This is a genomic window from Paraburkholderia sp. BL27I4N3 (assembly GCF_003386115.1).
Taxonomy (GTDB): domain Bacteria; phylum Pseudomonadota; class Gammaproteobacteria; order Burkholderiales; family Burkholderiaceae; genus Paraburkholderia.
In genome coordinates, this window is sequence record NZ_QREJ01000002.1 from 469,294 (window position 1) to 489,125 (window position 19,832).

Genomic DNA, 19,832 nt, shown 5'->3' on the forward strand with positions numbered 1-19,832 from the left:
GGAATATATGCCGAGGCAATGGTAAGACCGGACGTACTGATCTCCAAGGTGCCTCACGGTCACCGGCCGGTGGGCGACGGCCATCTGAGCCAAAAGGCGTCATTACATACGTGTCAAGACGCCGACCATCCGCCGTCCACCGCGACGACCTGCCCCGTGATGTAACTTGCTGCGTCGGAAGAGAAAAAAAGCGCAAGTGCGGCGATTTCGCCTACACTGCCGCGTCGTTGTGCCGGCACGAACTTTTTGAAGGCGTCGGGCGACGCCCCCACGGCACGGTCCATCGGTGGCGCGACGTCTCCAACGATGCGGGCTGAGTTGTCGCGCATCTCCGTCACCGTGAAACCCGGGCAGATGGCGTTGATCGTTACTCCCGATTCGGCATAGTGCGTGGCGGTATGGCGCGTCAGACCCGTCATGCCGAATTTGGATACGGTATACGGCAGCCCGTTAACCTGCACGCGCAAGGCGGCTACCGATGCAACGTTAACGATGCGTCCGCTTCGCTGGGGTACCATGACGGCCAGCGCCGCGCGAGTCGCAAAAAAGGCGCCGCGCAGATTGATATCAAGTACTAAATCCCACAATTCGTCGCTCGTCTCCAGGCATTTGGCCGCTCCGTCCGAGACACCGGCATTATTGACCAGCACGTCAAGGCGGCCCAAACGCTCATGCACACCGGAAATAAGCGCATTGATGGCGGAGGAAGAACGTACATCAACTTTAATGAATTCGGCTTTACCTCCGGCCTCGCGAATCGATGCCTCAGCCTTGGTGCCAAGATCTTCGAGAATACCGGCCAGTACTACGTGCGCCCCTGCTTGTGCCAGCCCTTTGGAAATTTCCAGGCCAATGCCACTTTCGCCACCGGTGACCACCGCGACTTTATCTTTCATGGAACACATTATGTAATCCTTATATAAAATTAAGAAGAAAATAAAATTGCGCCATCTGTGGACTGAACAGAAGCTGGTGGCATTACTACCTGTTCCTGTTTCAGGTACTCCAGGATGGCCAAAGCCGCGTCAACGGGCGGCGGCTGCACCATGAGGCGACCGGCACCGGTTGCGGTGGCGGTAAGCGCGTTCAGGCGATCCGCCAGGCTACCGCCCGAGCTTACCGGGATGCGCTTCGGATTTTTGCGTGCGGGGACTTCCCGGCCAAGTATCTGTGTGTCGTGAAGCAGTTCCGCCGAATTCCGGATCAATACTTCAGGTTCGACGATTTCCACCCGTCCCGCGCGCGCGCGTGCATACGCGCTCTGGCGCGGCACTGGAGCCTTAGCCGCAACGGTAATCACACAGGGCAGAGCGGCTTGAAGCAGCCTGCGTTGCCCCCGCGCAAGAGCCTGCTCTGCACGAATATGCTGTCCGTCGGCGTCCTGGAAGTCGCCAAGCGCGACAGAGGCCGCGCCAGCCAGCAGCGTAGCGCCAAGGGCCTCAGCCAGGAGATAGGGCAACATGCCGCTACCCTCGCCCACCTCCGCCGCCATTCCAGCCAAGGTCAGGGCGGGCTTTTTCGCCAAAAGGTATTCGCACAGGGCAGGAAGCACGTCGGCGCCCCTTGGCTGACGAAGTACAGTCAGAGAGGCCAGCCCCAAGCCTAAATAGTCACGTAATGCCGGCTCGTCCGGATCGCCGGCATAGACCGCGTGCACGCGTACCGCATCACCGAGCCGCAACGCTAGTTCGACGGCACGGGCGTCGACGCTGGCCATCTGGCTACGGAGCGAAAGAGGATGCTGACCAAGCGACAGTAACAACATCAGATCAATCTGCATGGCAGCTTTCCTCATTGTCCGCAACACGCGATACCCCCTCCATCAACCGTGTCAGCGCGGGCATGACAACTTGAGCGTCGGCAATAATGGACAGGTCGGCACGTTTGACCATATCGGCATGCAAATCCGTATTGACAGCGATAACGCGCTCACAACGGGCAATACCCGCCAGGTGCTGCGGTGCCCCGGAGATGCCGAAGGCCAGATAGCAGCGTGGCTCGACGAGGCTGCCAGAGGCACCCACTTGCCGGGCACGCGGCAGGTGGCCGGCGTCACACACCGCTCGGCTGCCACCAGGCGTGCCACCGAGGGCGTGGCAGAGCGCATGGAAGGCCGGCCAGTCGGTGACGCCGTTGCCCGCGCTGACGATGAGGTCGGCCTCGGTTAACGGCAGGCGCTGTGGATCGGCCGCAACCACACCGTAGTCGACGATCGATCCTTGTTGCGTCGCCAATGCCAACGCTGGCAACTGCCGCGCTTCGTGGCGTGACCCGCGGAATGGCTCGGCAGCTTCCGCCACAATGAACATCAACTGCGGCGGTGCCCGCAGCAGATCTTTCGATCCGCCCTGAACCCGGCTGGCCACTTCCCGAGCCGTCAGACGCACCACGCGCGCCGCTGGCCGCAATCTGAGTGCGGCTGCAACGCGGCGACCGACGTCGCCTCCCGCGGTAGCGATGTCCGGCCACAGCACATGGCGCGGCTGAAAGGCTTGTATCGTAGCCAGCACGGCCGCTGTACGCAGTTCAGGTATGTACTCTTGCGATGGCGACTCGAACAACTGCACTCGATCGACACCGGATTCAGCCAGGTCGTCAGAGCAGACTCCGTGCACCAACGCAATGACGGCGCCTTTTCCCGGGCCGCCATCGAGCCCCGCGTCTGCCAGCAATCGGGCCGCGCCCAGCACGTCGCGGTCGTGAGAGGACAGCCGACCGCCTTCAAGATCCGGCACGACGAGCACCCACCAGGAAGGCTTATCGATGACTTCCACGGGCACCACAGCCGCACCTATGGTTTGACTAGGTGCCACTGGCGCCGCAGCTCGCCTGCCGACTCGCGGGTTGCGGCGAATGCGGCCGTTTGGCCCCATCCATTCAGCAAGTCCCGTATCGGACGAGGCGACCGCTGGATCTCGCTCGCGACGGGGATGGCGACGCACGCGTTCACGAGACGCCAAGATGCCCTCGATGCGGCGCAGGCGAATGCGCGAGACCACACTCATAATGCCGCCACCAGCAATTCGGCGAGATCGGCCACGATCGGACGCGGACCAGCCACACTTTCAAGCATAAAAGCACAATTTGGACAAGCCACTGCCACGGTCGACGCACCGGTTAAGCGCACCTGCGTCATGCGCAGATCAGGCATGCGGCGCGGACCATTGATGTCGGTCAACGGTGCACCACCTCCGCCACCGCAGCAGGTCGAACGGCGACCCGATCGCTCCATCTCGATGCGTTGCATACCAATTGCATCGAGAATGGCACGCGGTGCTTCTGTTTCACCGTTATAGCGGCCCAGATAGCAAGGATCATGAAACGTAATCTTTTGCTCTTCAGGCGGGACCCTGGGTTGCAGCCGACCCTCGGCCAGCAGCCGGGCCAGCACGGCCGAATGATGCTGCACCTCGTAGTAGCCGCCCAAAGCCGGATACTCGTTGCGCAGGCTATGCAATACATGCGGATCCGCGGTCACGATACGATTGAAGCGACGGGTCGACAGAAGTGCAATATTGCGCCGTGCGATGCTCTGGAATAACGCTTCGTCCCCTAACCGGCGCGCGGTGTCGCCGCAATCGATTTCTTCTTTGCCCAGCACCGCAAAATTGACACCTGCGATACGCAGCAGTTGTACTAGAGCACGCAGGGTACGTTGGTGACGCTGGTCGAACGCGCCTTCGCCCAGCCACAGCAACACGTCTGTCTCGGTGTTTTCGTGAAGCAAGGGCAAACGCAGATCGGCGGCCCAGTCCACACGCGCGACCGCCGCGCGACCGCCGAGATTATCGGTTGCCTTCAGTTCTGCTAGGACAGCCGGTGCCTGACCCGGAGTTGCACCCAGCATTAGCGTCTGATGGCGCCGCAAATCCACCACAGCATCGACATGCTCGATCATCATGGGACATTCTTCGACGCAGGCACGGCAAGTGGTGCAGGCCCACAGCGTTTGCCCGTCTATCACTGCGCGCCCATCGTCATCGAGCTGGATGGATACCGTATCCTGCCGCGATTCATGTGCAGGCGGGTGTGAGGAACCGCGGTACGGAAAGGTCGGACCGCCCGGCATGCTGGCCACAAAGTCCTGTATCAACGCTTTGGGATTAAGCGGCAAACCGGCCGCATAGGCTGGGCAAACGGATTCGCAACGCCCGCATTGAACGCACGCATCGAAACCGAGCAACCGGTTCCACGCAAAATCGCTTGCCCGAGTGCTGCCCAGAGTCTGCGCCGAAAGGTCGAGAGGTTTAAGATCGGCCACAGGCCGTGCCGCGCCGAAGCGCTCTCTCCGCGGGTGTGCCGCCAAGTGCAGCGCACCTGCCAGAACATGCTTTAGTGGGCCGCTGCCGATTTCCCGAGTCAGAAGGACCAATGCCGCTCCCGTGGCCCATGCGCCAAGCGTCGCAACGACCGGATGCCAAAACTGGCCGAGAGCCAGTGTGGCCACCGCAAGGATAAAGAACAGCAGTATCAGCGGCAAGCGCTGAAATACGCCGCCGGACAAGCGCGCCGGCCGAACCGGGTAACGGCGCCGCACGACCAGCACCGTACCGCCGAGCATGATGCTCAGGGTCACGAGCAGTAGCGCGCCAGCCCAAACGCCCTGCAATCCAAACGCCATTGCCACCAGCAAAGCCATGGTCGACAGCAAGCCGCCCGCCGTCAATGCATGCATGGGACCCGCGGTACGCTCACGCGCCACCACGTTGTGCACGTCATGCAGATAGACGCGCGGCAGACCCAGCAAACCTCCTACCCAGTCAATACGTGCCTCCCCGCCCACCATCCACCGCCTCACCAGGCGTACACCAGAGAGCAGCAAAATGAACAGAGCCAGTACCAGACCTACCAATATGCCGTTCATTACGTCATGCTCTCCGCATTACAGGTCATGACCAATGCGCAGCGAATCGTAGATTGCGGCATGAATGTTGCGAGAAGCCACGGCATCACCGACTCGATAGAGGCGGAAACGCCCGGAAGGGTTATGGATGACGTCGATGACACGATCCTCTTCCGCCAGCACATTGAGATCGACCTCGCCGAAGTTAACGGAACCCTCGCGCAGCGCAAAATATAGTTCGTCAACCGGCAATGTGCCATGCTCGGCCACTACCTGATCGATGACCCGTTCCTCTTCTTGCCCGCTGTACTCATTGCGTAACACCGCCACAAGTTGCGTGGCCTCGGCGTAGACCTCAATGAGCCGCCGATCAGGCGTAAAAATTCCGGCATGCTTGTAAATTTCCCGCAGGTGTACCGGGAAATTCGTAATCCCCACCTCCGCGGCCGGCATGCGATCCGGAGTAACAAGCTCAATCAGCGAACCACGTTTGGCCATGAATTCACCGACCGACAGACCTTGGTGTTGCCCGTTGTCGTCCCAAAGCAGCACGTTGTGCGCGGGTTCGACTCTGCCGGTCAAAATATCCCAGCTGCTAACCGCGAGTTCGTGGCCCTTGAATCGCCCCTTGTTCGGGATTCCACCGGTTGCGACGATTACTACCTGCGGGTCGAGCGCGAGTACCGCTTCGGCATCGGCGCGGGTGTTGAGCCGGACGTCCACGCCGAGCCGTCGCACCTCGCTATCGAGCCAGCGCACGATACCCGAAAGCGGCTCACGCCAAGGGCCGCGTGCGGCGATGTTAATTTGCCCGCCGGTCCGGTCCGCAGCTTCGAACAGTGTCACGGTATGACCACGTTCACCGGCTGCGCGCGCGGCTTCCAGTCCGCCCGGACCGGCACCCACTACCACCACCCGTTTGCGTTCGGACGAGCGAACGATGATGTGCGGCAGGGTACGCTCGCGTCCGGTGGCGGCGTTATGCAGGCAAGCTGCATCCCCCCCGTAAACGCGATCGATGCAGTAAGACGCATTCACACAGTCACGAATCTGTTCCGGCCGGCCCTCTACCAGCTTCTTCATGATGTGGGGATCGGCAATGTGTGCTCGCGTCATGCCGACCATATCCACATGCCCTTCCTCGATGGCCCGATTGGCGGTCGCTAGATCCGTTATGCGCGAAGCATGAAAAACCTTGATGTCCACTTCACGCTTGATTGCGCTGGCAAGACCCAGGTAAGGAGCGGGAGGATAGGACATATTGGGTACATAATGCGAATGCGAATTGAAATCCTGCACATTGCTTGTGACCACGTTGATAAAGTCCAGCATGCCCGTGCCTGCGTAGCGCGAAGCAATTGCAAGTTGCTCGCTCTGGTCATTGCCATCCGGGAGTAATTCGTCGGCGCTCATCCGACAGCCGATAACAAAGTCGTCACCTACCAGTTCGCGTGCCTTCTCCAACACCTCCAACCCAAAGCGCATGCGGTTCTCCAGCGTTCCGCCATAGCCGTCGGTCCGCCGATTCACGGCGCGAGACCAGAACTGGTCAACCAGATGGTGGGCCGAGAAAAGCAGTTCGCAGCCATCCAGCCCGGCATCGCGACAACGTCGTACGGCCTGTGCATAGTCGTTGATCGCACGCTTGATGTCCCAGTCCTCGGCCTCCTTGGGAAACGACCGGTGATCCGGCTCGCGTGTCGATGATGATGAGATCGGCGGCAACCAAGGGGCTTGATCCCATTTCATTTTGCGGCCCAGGTGCGTGAGCTGAATCATCACGGCCGCGCCATGCTCGCGAATGCCATTGGCGAAGTCGCGCAACGGCTCGACACAGGAATCGTCCTTGGCGACGAGCGTGCTCCAGTAAGCAGCCCACGCATCGGGCGCCACCGAGGTCGCACCGCCGAATATGGTCAGCCCGATGCCCCCTTTGGCCTTTTCCTGGTGATAGCGCAGATAGCGTTCAGTCGGCACACCGTTGGCAGCATACATTGGCGCGTGGCCAGTGCTGAAAACTCGATTACGGATCGTGACGCCTTTAATCTTCAGCGGTTGAAACAAGGCCGGATACTGATTCATGGCGATTTGCAGCCAAATTTAAAGTTAGAGGATGCGATATGCGTGGTCGGAAACCAGTCCTGCCGATTCCAAGAAGTCGCCGCGTAACAACCGCCCAAACTGAACAAAAGATGAGTACGATGCCATTGTCGACGAAGCCGGGCGCCTTTCCCGAACACGTGCCATGGTGTATTTCGCCTGCCGTTACTCAGGCCAGCGGGCCACGCTCGAGATAGTTGGACGCTTCGCCCATGTCGAACAAGTTGAGCAATGCTCGCGGCGCACGTCCCTCAATCAACGGTCGCTTGTACGACGTGAAGCCGAGCAACTCCTTCAACTCCGGCGACATCGTCTTTGCCCGTTCACGCGACGTTTCAAGTTGATGCGCGGCCATCGGGCGCAGCCAGCCCGCAGCGAACTGAATTGCCAGACCACGGCGCGACGCGGTAGAGCGGTTCGCACCGCCACCGTGAAGCACCTTCCCCGTCGTGAACAATGCGCTACCCGCCGTCATTTCGGCCGGGATAGAGGCGGGTTGTTCGTCGAATCTCGCCCAGTCGCTTCCCAACTTGTGGCTCCCCGGAATGCATCGCGTGGCACCATTTTCATCGGTGAAATCGTCCAGCGCGATGATGGCGTTGCAGGTGATGTTGGGCATGTCCTTGCCCCAAAGGAATTCCGGGTAATCGCCTTCGTCCGCATGGATGGGCTGGGCTTTCTCGCCCGGCCAGATCTCGATATAGGTCGAGGTCGACAACTGTATATCCCCGTGATCACCGCCGGACAACAGACCTTTCGCCCAGGCCAGGATCAAAGGGTGCGTGATCACTTCTCCCGCCGTGACGCTGCGCGCAGCGAGTCCGGTGATGCGGCGGGTTTTCTGGCCAAGCGTTACCAGTGCAGCGGCATCGGCATAACCCGATCCGGCGGCACGCGCGTCGGTATAAGGCTTGAGCTCTACCAAAAACCGGCCAAGCATCTCGCGCGAAAACAGGTTCTTGATAATGACCGCGCCATCGCGCTCGGAGACTTCAAGGGCTTGCTCTGGCGAAACGTCAGCCGACAAGGTAGTGACAGGTTTCAATGTCTGCATGGTTGCAATCACTCTTATCAATGATGTCACCACTATCGCCACAAACAATCCCGCGCTCAACGTAAATAGTGTCCGGGTTCGAATCTATCAATCGCAGGGTGCTAACCTTCACGTGTTATTTTTGACACGGCACGACCAGCCGTTCAGCATTTTCATGCCTGCCTCGACGTAGCGTATACCGTACCGAACTTGGTGGCGATGAAAACCTGATCGCGCTTGCCCTTGATCGTCTTGGCAATGCGTTCCTCGTCGATATACGGTCCGTACATATCGGTGGTATCGAGGAAGTTGATGCCTAACTCCAGGGCACGATGAATGGTAGCGATGGATTCTGCATCATCACGATTTGCGTAGAAGTCACTCATGCCCGTACAGCCGAGACCGACGGCGGGCGCGGCTGGGCCGTTAGCGCCGAGCTGACGCATTTCCATAAAAGTATTTTCTATCAAAAGGTCGATTCTTCATCATTTACTCCGACGATACGGATTTGACGCAAAAACAGACACGTCGGGAACGATGCGTTCCGACCTCGAGAATACGTATGGGCAGCCAATTACCATCGGTATTATCCAGTCAGCCGCCGTTGTCATTCGAAGCGGCTTTTATTTGGAGCCCTTAGCTTATTTACCTGACGAACCCCTCAGTTTGAGGAAGCAGATCGCTGGCATTTGCGTGGACGCCCGACAGGGACTGGCTGCCAGGTAGTGCGTTTATCAGCGCAGGCATCACTTCCCGGGCAAACATCTCGGTGTTTTTGCGTGTCAGGTCAGCAGGCATCGTGCCGTATTGCAGACCGGCGCCAACGATATTGAAGCCTCCCTTGCTTTGGAAGTCCGCCAATTTGTCGATCACCGTCTGAGGTGAACCGCAGATGAAGGTGCCGAGCGAGATCATTTCCTCCATGGTCCTCTCGCGCGAGACATTCGCTTTTTCGCGCATCAGATTCTTGAAGGCCGTCATTGATGTATAGCCAGGCGGCAGCAGCATTTCCATCGACATCCTCTGGAAACGGTTTGCGAATGCCTCGATGTGCGGCTTGGCTTCGCGCTGCGCAATCGCATCGGTCTCACCGACATAGATCTTGACGTTCCATGCCAGATGGTTCGGTGTAGCCTGCCAGCCCTGGCGTTCGGCTTCGTCGCGGTACGCCTGCATGTACTTGAACAATACGGCCGCAGGCGCGGCAGTCTGCAAATATGTGTATCGATGATTGGCCGCCGCGGCGAATTCAATGGTCTCTTTGGAGCCTTGAGACGGAATGAAAACCGGGGGATGCGGCTTGGCATACGGCCGGGGCCAAAGATTTACATAGGGAAATTTATAATATTTCCCATTAAACGAAAATGGGCCGGGCCGCGTCCATGCCTGCATGATCAGGTCATGGGCTTCATGGAAGCGCGCATGACTCTCAGTCGGATTCATGGCCAAAGCGTGATACTCGGCGCCGATGCCGCGCACGAAGCCGGCAATCAGTCGGCCTCGCGTAAGGTTGTCGAGAATTGCGTACTCTTCGGCCACCTGCAACGGATTGCTCAGCACTGGCAAAGCTCGTCCAAGAATCGCGATCTTCGTGTTGCCCTTGAGCTTACGCGCAAGCGTACCGGCCAGCACATTCGGTGACGGCATCATCCCATACGCAGTCTGATGATGTTCGTTCAACCCGAGAAATTCAAACCCCAGATCGGCAGCGTATTCGTACTCGTCCAGATAGCGGTGATATAGGGCCGCGCCCTTTTCAGGGTCGTAGTACGAGTTCGGCAGGGTCAACCATGAGGACTTGTGTTTCTTGACGTAGTCAAGATCCAGGTCGGCATAGGGCATCAGATGGAAAAAACCAAATCTCATGATTGAATTCCCCGCGTAAATTGCTCAAATACGATGCTGAATCGTTCGGCTTCTTCAACTTGAGGCAGGTGCCCGGAGTTCTCGAAGATCGTGAGTTCGGAATTGGGAAACAACTTTGCGAGCCGCTCGCCATACGTCACTGGGAAAAGTGCGTCATGACGCCCCCAGCCGATCAGCGTCGGGATGTCGACGGTCGGCAGCCACTTTTCGAGATGCGGATCGTGAAAGCGAGGAGTCCAACCCAGCCGGGCGGAGATGTGCCGATTGCGCAAAAATCTATCCATTTGCTCGTCGGTCTGCGGCGTCGCAAGAATAACGTCGGCGTGAGACTGATCGACGAACAGCGTGCGGACCAATTCCTCGTTGGTCATCAGGAACTGATCGGGAAGATCGGTGCCATCGAGGTAAATGCCCGTAGTGCCAACCAAAGTCAACGAGCGCAAACGTTCAGTAGAGCGCACCGCCATTTCCATGGCGATCCAGCCGCCAAGCGACGATCCGATGACATGGACATCTCGAAGGTCGAGCGCCTTGATCAACTGAAGATAGAAGTAGGCCATGTCATGGATGTTGTCGATCCAGTCTGGCGAACTGCTGTGACCCATGCCCGGATGATCCGGGGCGACGACGTCGAAGTTTGTTGCGAGCCGTTGAAGGATCGTGGTCCACTCGCTACCGCCTCGATCGCCGTGGAGGTACAACACGGTCGGGCCTTTACCGCTTCGCAGCACGTACGTGTCACAACCGCACACGGTCGTTCTCAATTCCTCAGGCTCCTGCTGCTCGATCATGATTAAGCCCTTTCCTTATTTGAGCATCTTTGTCAAAACGTACCGAAGAATTCATCTTCGGGTCCGATAATGCGAGAGTCAACGTAAATAATGTCCGGGAATGAGTGATTGCAACCATGCAGACATTGAAACCCGTCACTACCTTATCGGCTGACGTTTCGCCAGAGCAAGCCCTTGAAGTCACCGAGCGCGATGGCGCGATCATTATCAAGAACCTGTTTTCGCGCGAGGTGCTTGACCGGTTTTTGGCAGAGCTCAAGCCTTATACCGACGCGCGTGTCGCCGGATCGGGTTATTCCGATGCCGCTGCACTGGTAACGCTCGGCCAGAAACCCTGCCGCATCACCGGACTCGCTGCGCGCAGCGTCACGGCGGGAGAAGTGATCACGCACCCTTTGATCCTGGCCTGGGCGAAAGGTCGACGCACTGCCACCACGGTTCTGACGCCATATACCTATATCAGCATCATTTGGGCAACGCTTTTCGGATATGCCCCGTGGGGCGAAACGCTCAGTATCGTCGCGATCGCCGACATTGCACTAATCATCGGCAGCTCCATCGCCGTGGCGATGCGCAAAAATCCTCAGTTTGCTTTTGTCCAAGGCCGATAGGCATGCTCGACATCGGCCTGGGCATCACCAAAGCGTATCAACTCGTCGAAGAATCTCTGGGTCTGCTCCATCACCGGCAAGCGAAGCCCACAAGCGGCAACGGTCTCTCTATCACAAGCAGCTGCATCCACATGCGCTGCCAATGTGGCGTATTCTGCGGGCGGCACCTCACCAGTCCGGCTTGCTGCGGACACAGTGCGCTCCAGCACTGCATCGACATTGCAGCGATATCCGTGGCGCAACGTCGCGAGAAACGCGCCGAGTTCCATGCCATACGCTTCCACCAGCCGAGCCGCCTCGAAGAACGAAGCGAGCGCACCCCGATTGAATACGCATAGTGCAGCAGTTAAAGCGTTGACCGCTCCCGGCTCAGAGCCGAGGTAGCGGACAGGTCCCAATGCTGCGAGCACATGCTCGACCGCCTGGAAAACCGAGGCGTCGCCGGCATAGACAGTCAGACCTTCCGCCGTGCCAAGGCCGTCCGGGTAGCACATCGGCATGCCGTCAAGACAACGCGCACCGCAAGCCGTACAAAACTCTGCGAATGCCTTGGCCTGAGCTGGCGTCCCGGAACACAATGGCACCACGACCCGACTCGACAGCACTCCATCCGCTCCTGCCGCTGCCAGCACTTCGCGTGCAACTTCATAGCTCTTGACAACCACGTAAATCACTTCGCTCTCGTTGAGAGCCTGTACCGGCTCGCTCGCAATATACGCACCAGCAGCAAGCAGCGCAGCATCTTTACCCGGGGTACGGTTCCAGACGTGCACACGATGTCCAGCACGCAACAGCGCCATGGCCACTACGCGCCCGAGCACGCCCAAGCCGATAATCGACACATTTTCTTTCTTCATGTAACCCTCACGCGCTTCTCTCCCATCGATCTCACTACACGTCAACGCCGCGAAGCCGTGTTCTATGCAATGCTTCAACCACGGCGCAAAGGTTCGTCCTTCGCAAGTTGCCTGGCTTGATGCTCCAGGCCCCAGCGATAGCGATCCGGCCAGTTTTTGAATTCGTGCTCGGGGAACAATTCGGCATAGGCATGATGAGGCCAGTTCGGATCGTTGAGCGCCGCACGTCCAATCGCCACGAGATCGGCTTTCCCCGTTTCGATCACTTCGTTGGCCTGCACTGCATCCAAAATCAGACCTACCGCAATACTTCCAATGTCGACGCTATGTCGAACCTGCTCGGCGAATTGGGTTTGATAGCCATAACCGACAGGCAATCTATAAGGATGGGTGCGCACTCCACCCGACGAGCAATCCACCAAATCCACACCCCGCCTCTTGAGTTCGCGCGAGAACACGATGGTGTCCTCGATAGTCACGCCTTCCGGGCCCCCGGTATCGACCGCAGAGACACGGAAACACAACGGTTTCGACGTCGGCCAGACCCGGCGTACAGCCTCGACCACTTCGAGCGACAGGCGCATGCGCCCGGCGCGATCGCCTCCGTAGCCGTCACTGCGCAGATTGGTGAGCGGCGAAAGAAATTGGCTCAGCAGATAACCATGTCCTCCATGGATCTCAATGAACTCGAAACCGGCCTGATCGGCACGCTGTGCAGCAGCCGGAAAAGCGGCCGCCACAAGAGCGAGATCGTTATCCGTCATCGATCGCGGCGCCGGCCATCCCGCGCCCACCGGCAAACCGCTCGGCGAAATCGTATCCCAACGGTCCTGCCCGGGCGTATTGAACGCTTCGTCCGACGGGCGGCTGCCAACCCAAGGCTCGGTCAAGCCCCCCTTGGCCCCGGCATGTCCAAGTTGAATTCCTGGCACCGACCCTGATTGCTTGATGACCGACGTAATGCGTTGCAGCATCGGAATATGAGCGTCGGACCAGATGCCGAGATCTTTGGGGGTGGACCGTCCTTCTGGCAGTACTGCCGTCGCTTCGGCGCATACCAGGCCAAATCCGCCGAGCGCGAATCTGCCCAGATGTGCCAGGTGAAAATCTGTCGCATAGCCCTCTTGTGCGCCGTATTGGCACATCGGCGAAACCATCAAGCGATTAGGAATAGTCACGTCGCGCACTACCAATGGATCAAAGAGGCGACTCATAAAAACGCGTTCCTAATTAAATACACGGCGCGCCAGCCAGCTTGAACAGCACCGCCATTCGATAAATCAGATAGCACCAGGTGGCGATCCCTACACAATGATCAGCGGATCGGGCCGATTTCGAGCGCGCTCGACGCATCGCCAATCTCGTACTGCCAAAGACTGGCAAACGGTTCCTGCCCGGGCACCAGAACCTGATAAAACGAACGAAACCCCATCAACTCACGCATACGCTGAGGAAGCTGCTTTGCAAATTCTCTCGAGACCGACAGACACTGAGCCTCTCCGGGGCGGATCCAGCCTGGACAAAACGTCAACGTCATCCCGCGGCGAGCCGCACCGGAGCGATTGGCGCCAGCACCGTGCCCCACCTTTCCAGTAAAGAAAAGCGCGCTACCCGCTTTCATTTCTGCCGGCACCGAGGGCAGCACCTCGGTTAGCTCCAGCCAGTTGATTGCATGACGATGTGTACCGGGAAGAACGCGGGTTGCCCCGTTTTCTTCTGTAAAGTCAGTCAGCGCCACGAGACAGCAGCATTGAACCTCGCGGTTGTAAGGCCCCTGCAGAAACGGCGGCCAATTGCCCTCGTCCGTGTGCAGGGTTTGAGCAGGCGCGCCCGGCCAGACCTCCAACATTTGCGTAGAACACAGCTGCAAACTTTTGTCGTCAAGTGTCCGCTCCGCCCAGCCCAACAGTTGCGGCTCCAGCAACGTGTCGACCACGCCAGCGCTGCGGGCAACCAACGAAGACAGGCGACGGGTCAGGCCATCGGACTGCTTGTCGTAAGCGATTGTCGAACTCGCACCGCGGCCGTCGAGGGTCGCATCGAGTTCTGCATTGATCTGACGCACTCGTTCTGCGCTGATCAGGTTTGCTACGATTACCGCACCATCTCGCTGCGTTGCCTCGAAGATAGTTTCAATCGACGTATTCGACGGTAACGTAACGACAGGGCGAAGTTCAGGGATATACATCTAGCACTCCTCGATAAACCATTGAATAAAGAATCAATTCCTTCCGGCGCTGGTTGAAGCGTCAATCGGAGCGTCGCGGAACGTGAGAGCGGGGGGAGAAGGCGGCGGAGTGCATTGTTCAATGGCATGGCCGATCGCCAGGAGCCTGGATTCTCTCCAGGGGCGACCGAGAATGTCCATTCCGACCGGCACACCGCCATCGGCATATCCGCCAGGCAAGGTCAGTGCCGGCAGGCCGGAATTGGCGCTTAACTGACTATTGGCCCCATTCTGCGGTCCGCCAATTCGGCCCGCAGGCTGCCGTATCGTTGGAAACACCAACGCATCGAGCCCGAGCTGGTCCATCGCTTTGACAATCACTTCGCGCAGCATCCTGCGCTTGGCCACGTGCGCGTAGTATTCCTGTGTAACTCGCGAGACCGTCGCCATGGACAATCGCAGATTGTCGATCACCGCGGCGTGGCAGACCCCCGAAGCAAGCAGCGCCTGAAATGATCGGAGCGGCGACGTCGGGCGCCTGGCCAAGTATTCATCCAGATCGAACTTGAAATCCTGCACCAGTACAAGAGAGCCGTACAAGCGGTCTTTCAGCAAATCGGACAAGGCTGAAATTTCAACATCCACAATCGTCGTGCCAGCGGTCTCAATAAGACCCAGACGACGTTCGACGATTCCCGCCACCTCGTCATCTCCAGCATCGATCCGAAATAGATCCGTGAGCCTGCCTATGCGCACGTTGCGTAGTTCCGCCGTGCCAAGTGCAGCCGTGTACGTCATCGCAAGTGGAAACGTCGGCGCTTGGACGCCACCGACGTCGGTGCCTGTCAAGACGTCCAGGACAGTGGCCGCATCCTCCACCGTGCGGGCAATCGGCCCCACAACGTCTTGCGTCGACGACAGGGGCACTATCCCCTCACAGCTGATAAGTCCCTGCGTGACACGCAGGCCCACAAGACCGTTGTACGCGCTCGGGATGCCGATCGAGCCACTGGTGTCGGTGCCCAACGCGACCGCGCCAAAACCAGCGGCAAGCCCGGCCGCGGAACCGCTACTCGAACCGCCGGGATAACACTCAGGGTCGTACGGGTTGCGTACCTGGCCAAAATACGAGCCAAAACCACGGATACCGTAGCCGAACTCATGCATATTAGTCTTGGCCAGAATGATCGCCCCCGCCTGACGCAGCCGGCGAACGACTGCCGCATCATTCTCGGGCTTCCAGCCCGCGAGCAATGTACAGCCGGCCGTGGTCTGCAAGCCTGCCGTCTCAATGTTGTCCTTTATCAGCACGGGGATCCCATGCAGCGCTCCGCGCAGCACGCCATCGCGCCGTTCGGCATCAAGAGCATCTGCTTCCGCCGTCGCACGTTCGTTGATGGTAGCAATGGCATTAATCGCTGGCGCGGATTGATCGAAAGCAGTAATACGTTTCAGGTAAAGATCGACCAGTTGCCGTGCCGACAACGTCCCGTCCGTTTGTTCCGCCTGCAATCGACGGATGCTCGCCGCGGATAATCTCCAATCAATCATACCTGTGCCTTCGTCAGATTGCGGATCCTAGTCCCGTTTCGCACTGGTGCCGATTCGGATCGCGTATTGGCCGTGCAGGGGCAGCAAAACGCAGCGACACCGCAAGCCGGAATTCCGCAGCGAACAGACAGACAAGAAAACGCTCTATTCGACATTGCAGCCCTATCCTTTCTGCACCGCACGCGACCCTTCGTTTACGACCTGGATCTGTGTGAATTCGAACAGCCCTTCTTCCCCAAGTTCCGCGCCAATGCCGGACTGGCCAGAACCGACGAAGGGGGTGCCAAAGGTAATGTCGGCATGCTTGTTAACCCAGACCATGCCCGAGTCGATGCGCAGGGCAATTTCACCGGCACGCACGGCGTTTTTAGACCACACCGAGGCCCCCAATCCGAAATGCGTACCGTTAACACGGCGGATCGCGTCATCAAGATCCGTGTAACGGATAACCGGCAAGATAGGGCCGAACTGTTCCTCGTCGACGATACGGCAACCGTCTTCAATGTCCCGCACGATAGTCGGCTCAATGAAATAACCCGCACCGTCACGGACACGCCCGCCAGCGATAATATTGCCATGCAGCCGCGTATCTTCCAGTAGCGCCTTGACCCGTTCGAACTGAGCACGGTTCTGCAATGGTCCGAACTCCGTGTCGGGATCGAGCCCGTTACCAAGTCTTGCCGCGCGAGCTTTTTCAGCCAGCCCTTGGCAAACCGCATCGTAAATCGACGCATGGACATAAACACGCTTGATGCCACAACATGCTTGCCCAACGTTGATGAAGCCGAGGAAGAAAATCCCCTCGACAGCGGCCGCGACATCGGCATCTTCGAGCACCAGCGCAGGATCGTTCCCTCCCAGTTCCAACGTCACGCGCTTCAGTGACTCGGACGCCGCCGCCATGACACGCTTGCCCGTGGCGATAGACCCTGTGAACGACACTTTGCGGACGTCCGGATGCCGGGTCAGCACATCACCCAGATCGTTGTCATCTGCCACAATGTTGAGCACGCCAGGCGGTACCACATCCGCCAGCAACTCGCCGAGGCGCAAGGTAGTCAGTGGCGTCGTACCGGCCGGCTTGACGACCACGGTGTTGCCCGCGAGCAAAGCCGCGGGCAATTTGGCGCCGAGCACGTCGAACGGGTAGTTCCACGGCACGATCGCTGCCACAACCCCGAGCGGCCGGCGCAGCAATCTGACGTAGCGATCGGCGCTGTCTTCGAGTACTTTGATCGGGAGAGTCAGGGAATCGGCCGCATATCGCAGCGCACCTGCAAAGCCCCTCAATTCCCCTTCAGTGTAGGCGAGCGGCTGTCCCTGCTCCTGCGTGAGAAGCGGCGCAAGCGCCGTCACATTGTTCTCTACGACCTTGGCAATGCGCAGGAGGACTTCCCGCCGTTCGTGAATAGTCGTGTTCGACCAGGCTGGAAAGGCCGTCTTGGCGGCCTGCACTGCTTCATTGATTTGCTCGGCCGAGGCGCGTGGCGCCACATCCACCACTTCCTCGGTGGCCGGATTGAGAACCGCAGACTTTCTGGCGCCGTCGACCAGGCGGCCCCCGATCAGGAATTTAAGGTTCGACACGGATGGAATTCCTCTGATAACTCAGTGATTAAACGGGATGCGAGCGCTGCATCATATATAGCCAGGCGAGACGCAAAAATCTGTTCGAACAAGTGACCTCGTGCGATGTGTCGTCATTGCTCCGACCCGGATCATTCGTCAACATGCGGCCACTCAATAATCGATCGCGTCGGCCACTCGCTCTGCGACCCTGGCTGGCAGGCGCACAGTGAGCTCGGTGGACTGCAGCTGCGTCAGGTAAAGAAGTGTCGTCTGCTCAATCGGATCGTTGCGCCAGTGAGTGCCGAACCGTCCACTCCAACCATAGCTACCAACTTGCGCGAAGCCTACCGCCTGCTGTTGGCGAGGCAGATCATCGACGACCGAAACGCCGAGTCCGTACCCTTGGCCGGCGAAAAAATTGTGGCCAAACACCTCACCCTGGCGCTGCGGGTCAGTCAGCCAATTGCACGTCATCAGAGCCACCGAACGGGGCGACAACAGATGGACGTCGCCTAGGCGACCGCGGCCGAGTAGCAGGTTGGCAAAGCACAGGTAATTGTCTGCTGTCGAAACCAGGCCACCGCCGCCCCCCGGGAAACGCTCTACCTTGTTCCATACGCTGAGCCCCGGGGTATCGGAAACCATACGATGACCGTCGACCCCGACGCCATAGGCGGTAGTGAAGCGCGACTGTTTGTCCGCGGGCACAAAGAAACCGGTGTCGCCCATGCCGAGAGGTTCAAAAATGGATTCACGTAAAAAAACGGCAAATGGTCGACTACTGACCCGCTCGACCAACACCCCGAGCACATCGCTCGAAACGCCGTAGCGAAAATGTTCGCCCGGCTGATCAGCGAGCGGCAAGGCTGCCAGCGCGGCCAGCCATTGGTCGAGGGAACTGGTGGTATCAGTCCGAAATCTTTCCGCCTGTAATGCCCGACCAAGCGGCCCCGGCACGGTGGTGGAATAGCCCAAGCCCGCGCGGTGGCTGAGCAAGTCAAGAACGGTAATCGATCGATTGGTCGCGACCGTGTCATCAAGCTCTGCAGAGGGCGTGCGCAACACACACGGCTGCCCAAACTCAGGCAACCAACGTTCGATGGGATCAGTCAATGCAAGCCGCCCCTGCTCTATCAACATCAAGACGGCAACCGCAGTGACTGGTTTGGTCATTGATGCGATACGGAAGATCGAGTCGCGGCGCATTGGCTTGCGTCCCTCCTCGTCCTGGTAACCTGCCACGACTACCGTCGCCACCTCGCCGCGGTGCGCCACAAGCGTCACAATGCCAGGCACGATGTCAGTTGCAACCAGATTCTCAACGTATTCTTCGACGCCTTGTAGTCGGGTCAACGATAGGCCAGTCATTCGCCCGCCCCTTTCAGATTGGAAACACATGCTGAACGATTACAGTTCCAACACCAGCCTCGCCGACTTCGCACGTGAGCAACACAGCATCATCTGGTCATTCTTTGCCTGTTCCGTACGCGTGAGATACATGTCGCGATGGTCCGGCAAACCGGCTATCACGCCAGTCGCGCAGGTGCCACACACACCCTCTTCGCAAGACATGGGAATGTCGATGCCGTGCGCAATTAGCACATCGCAAATGCTCTTGTCGGCCGGTACCACATACACGTCGCCGGTACTAGCGATTTCGACTTCGAATGCTCCGTCATCTGCCTTCCGCATCACATCCGCGGCAAAATATTCAAAGTGAACTCGTTCATCTGCCCATCCTTCTGAACGGGCGGCTCCAAGCACTGCGTCCATGAAACCCTTGGGTCCACAAACGTACAAATGCGTGTTGGCGTCGCAGCTCGATAGTTTCTTTGTAATATCCAAACGCTGCTCGGCAGCACCATCGTCAAAGTGAAACTCGACCCTGTCGCTGAAGTTCCCTTCTTTCAAGGCGGCATGGAAGGCGGTATGAGCCGGCGAGCGAGTGCAATAGTGCAATTCGAAGGGCCGGCCTTCTCGGGACAGACTTTCGGCCATCGCCAGTAACGGCGTGATACCAATTCCACCACCGATCAAAAGGGTATGGCTTGACCCGGCTGCCAGCTGAAAGTGATTACGTGGTGCACTGATCTGCACCATATCCCCCTCAGAGAGCTTGTCAACGAGCGCGGCGGAGCCGCCGCGCGACTGGGGATCGCGCAATACAGCAATCAAATAGCGATGCGTCTCATCAGGCGAATTACATAAAGAGTACTGGCGAGCAATTCCGCCGGGCGTGTGAACGTCGATGTGTGCACCCGGCTCGAAGGCTGGCAACGATGATCGATCCACGCGAGCCAGTTCGAAAGAGGCTATTCCAAGAGCTTCCATGGTCTTCCGTGTAACGCGTACCTCGATCAAGTCAGTTCGAGTGCTCATATATGTTTACCGTAAAAGGTGGTGCGCAACACGCCCACAAAGCATCTTCGACAATGGCCAGCAAA

17 protein-coding genes are annotated in these 19,832 nt (G+C 58.6%); 1 reads left to right on the forward strand and 16 read right to left on the reverse strand.

Annotated elements, in window-relative coordinates; translation table 11 throughout:
- Positions 1 to 113: 113 nt before the first annotated feature.
- From B0G71_RS39460 to B0G71_RS39500, 9 genes are all read right to left on the reverse strand, one after another.
- Complete coding sequence (locus B0G71_RS39460) at positions 114 to 896, reverse strand: SDR family NAD(P)-dependent oxidoreductase (protein ID WP_258194172.1); 783 nt, start codon at positions 894 to 896, stop codon at positions 114 to 116.
- Between the two features lie 29 nt (positions 897 to 925).
- On the reverse strand, positions 926 to 1,780 hold the full coding sequence (locus B0G71_RS39465; RefSeq protein ID WP_116149843.1) for an electron transfer flavoprotein subunit beta: 855 nt from the start codon (positions 1,778 to 1,780) through the stop codon (positions 926 to 928).
- Complete coding sequence (locus B0G71_RS39470; protein ID WP_220377364.1) at positions 1,770 to 2,774, reverse strand: electron transfer flavoprotein subunit alpha/FixB family protein; 1,005 nt, start codon at positions 2,772 to 2,774, stop codon at positions 1,770 to 1,772. Before B0G71_RS39470 ends, B0G71_RS39465 begins: the two co-directional genes overlap by 11 nt.
- Positions 2,775 to 3,001: 227 nt before the next feature.
- Positions 3,002 to 4,864, reverse strand: a complete 1,863-nt coding sequence (locus B0G71_RS39475) for a DUF3483 domain-containing protein (RefSeq protein ID WP_116149846.1) — start codon at positions 4,862 to 4,864, stop codon at positions 3,002 to 3,004.
- A gap of 18 nt (positions 4,865 to 4,882) precedes the next feature.
- Complete coding sequence (locus B0G71_RS39480; RefSeq protein WP_106286370.1) at positions 4,883 to 6,925, reverse strand: NAD(P)-binding protein; 2,043 nt, start codon at positions 6,923 to 6,925, stop codon at positions 4,883 to 4,885.
- A 187-nt stretch (positions 6,926 to 7,112) separates the two neighbouring features.
- On the reverse strand, positions 7,113 to 7,997 hold the full coding sequence (locus B0G71_RS39485) for a phytanoyl-CoA dioxygenase family protein (RefSeq protein ID WP_116149847.1): 885 nt from the start codon (positions 7,995 to 7,997) through the stop codon (positions 7,113 to 7,115).
- Between the two features lie 152 nt (positions 7,998 to 8,149).
- Positions 8,150 to 8,428 carry an aldo/keto reductase gene (locus tag B0G71_RS39490; protein ID WP_116149849.1) on the reverse strand — a complete coding sequence of 93 codons (279 nt, stop codon included), beginning with the start codon at positions 8,426 to 8,428 and terminating at the stop codon, positions 8,150 to 8,152.
- Positions 8,429 to 8,621: 193 nt separating this feature from the next.
- A complete protein-coding gene (locus B0G71_RS39495; RefSeq protein WP_116149850.1) occupies positions 8,622 to 9,842 on the reverse strand; it encodes an LLM class flavin-dependent oxidoreductase in 1,221 nt (406 codons plus the stop codon).
- Positions 9,839 to 10,633 carry an alpha/beta fold hydrolase gene (locus tag B0G71_RS39500; RefSeq protein WP_116149852.1) on the reverse strand — a complete coding sequence of 265 codons (795 nt, stop codon included), beginning with the start codon at positions 10,631 to 10,633 and terminating at the stop codon, positions 9,839 to 9,841. The genes B0G71_RS39495 and B0G71_RS39500 overlap by 4 nt, the downstream gene beginning before the upstream one ends.
- Positions 10,634 to 10,749: 116 nt before the next feature.
- Here B0G71_RS39500 and B0G71_RS39505 point away from each other — a divergent pair, with 116 nt between their 5' ends.
- Complete coding sequence (locus B0G71_RS39505) at positions 10,750 to 11,244, forward strand: hypothetical protein (protein ID WP_116149853.1); 495 nt, start codon at positions 10,750 to 10,752, stop codon at positions 11,242 to 11,244.
- Here the strand turns inward: B0G71_RS39505 and B0G71_RS39510 are convergent.
- From B0G71_RS39510 to B0G71_RS39540, 7 genes are all read right to left on the reverse strand, one after another.
- Positions 11,217 to 12,101 (reverse strand): NAD(P)-dependent oxidoreductase, encoded by an 885-nt coding sequence (locus tag B0G71_RS39510; protein ID WP_116149855.1) that lies wholly within the window; start codon positions 12,099 to 12,101, stop codon positions 11,217 to 11,219. The genes B0G71_RS39505 and B0G71_RS39510 overlap by 28 nt on opposite strands.
- Before the next feature lie 74 nt (positions 12,102 to 12,175).
- Positions 12,176 to 13,315, reverse strand: coding sequence for an NADH:flavin oxidoreductase/NADH oxidase (locus tag B0G71_RS39515; RefSeq protein ID WP_116149856.1), 1,140 nt, complete (start codon positions 13,313 to 13,315; stop codon positions 12,176 to 12,178).
- A 101-nt stretch (positions 13,316 to 13,416) separates the two neighbouring features.
- Positions 13,417 to 14,289: a phytanoyl-CoA dioxygenase family protein gene (locus B0G71_RS39520; protein WP_106286288.1), complete on the reverse strand. Its 873-nt coding sequence runs from the start codon at positions 14,287 to 14,289 to the stop codon at positions 13,417 to 13,419.
- Between the two features lie 33 nt (positions 14,290 to 14,322).
- A complete protein-coding gene (locus B0G71_RS39525; protein WP_116149858.1) occupies positions 14,323 to 15,819 on the reverse strand; it encodes an amidase in 1,497 nt (498 codons plus the stop codon).
- A gap of 162 nt (positions 15,820 to 15,981) precedes the next feature.
- Entirely contained in the window at positions 15,982 to 17,406 is a 1,425-nt protein-coding gene (locus B0G71_RS39530) for an aldehyde dehydrogenase family protein (RefSeq protein WP_116149859.1), read from the reverse strand.
- 153 nt (positions 17,407 to 17,559) lie between these two features.
- A complete protein-coding gene (locus B0G71_RS39535; protein ID WP_181916977.1) occupies positions 17,560 to 18,756 on the reverse strand; it encodes a serine hydrolase in 1,197 nt (398 codons plus the stop codon).
- 39 nt (positions 18,757 to 18,795) lie between these two features.
- Complete coding sequence (locus B0G71_RS39540; protein WP_258875848.1) at positions 18,796 to 19,719, reverse strand: PDR/VanB family oxidoreductase; 924 nt, start codon at positions 19,717 to 19,719, stop codon at positions 18,796 to 18,798.
- Positions 19,720 to 19,832: the final 113 nt, after the last annotated feature.

Excerpts from the sequence above, each read along its gene's own strand:
- B0G71_RS39485 (WP_116149847.1), bottom strand. The coding sequence starts at position 7,997 with ATGCAGACATTGAAACCTGTCACTACCTTGTCGGCTGACGTTTCGCCA.
- B0G71_RS39505 (WP_116149853.1), top strand. The coding sequence starts at position 10,750 with ATGCAGACATTGAAACCCGTCACTACCTTATCGGCTGACGTTTCGCCA.
- B0G71_RS39480 (WP_106286370.1), bottom strand. The coding sequence starts at position 6,925 with ATGAATCAGTATCCGGCCTTGTTTCAACCGCTGAAGATTAAAGGCGTC.
- B0G71_RS39510 (WP_116149855.1), bottom strand. The coding sequence starts at position 12,101 with ATGAAGAAAGAAAATGTGTCGATTATCGGCTTGGGCGTGCTCGGGCGC.
- B0G71_RS39535 (WP_181916977.1), bottom strand. The coding sequence starts at position 18,756 with ATGACTGGCCTATCGTTGACCCGACTACAAGGCGTCGAAGAATACGTT.
- B0G71_RS39540 (WP_258875848.1), bottom strand. The coding sequence starts at position 19,719 with ATGGAAGCTCTTGGAATAGCCTCTTTCGAACTGGCTCGCGTGGATCGA.
- B0G71_RS39500 (WP_116149852.1), bottom strand. The coding sequence starts at position 10,633 with ATGATCGAGCAGCAGGAGCCTGAGGAATTGAGAACGACCGTGTGCGGT.
- B0G71_RS39475 (WP_116149846.1), bottom strand. The coding sequence starts at position 4,864 with ATGAACGGCATATTGGTAGGTCTGGTACTGGCTCTGTTCATTTTGCTG.
- B0G71_RS39520 (WP_106286288.1), bottom strand. The coding sequence starts at position 14,289 with ATGTATATCCCTGAACTTCGCCCTGTCGTTACGTTACCGTCGAATACG.
- B0G71_RS39465 (WP_116149843.1), bottom strand. The coding sequence starts at position 1,780 with ATGCAGATTGATCTGATGTTGTTACTGTCGCTTGGTCAGCATCCTCTT.
- B0G71_RS39515 (WP_116149856.1), bottom strand. The coding sequence starts at position 13,315 with ATGAGTCGCCTCTTTGATCCATTGGTAGTGCGCGACGTGACTATTCCT.
- B0G71_RS39460 (WP_258194172.1), bottom strand. The coding sequence starts at position 896 with ATGAAAGATAAAGTCGCGGTGGTCACCGGTGGCGAAAGTGGCATTGGC.
- B0G71_RS39495 (WP_116149850.1), bottom strand. The coding sequence starts at position 9,842 with ATGAGATTTGGTTTTTTCCATCTGATGCCCTATGCCGACCTGGATCTT.
- B0G71_RS39525 (WP_116149858.1), bottom strand. The coding sequence starts at position 15,819 with ATGATTGATTGGAGATTATCCGCGGCGAGCATCCGTCGATTGCAGGCG.
- B0G71_RS39490 (WP_116149849.1), bottom strand. The coding sequence starts at position 8,428 with ATGGAAATGCGTCAGCTCGGCGCTAACGGCCCAGCCGCGCCCGCCGTC.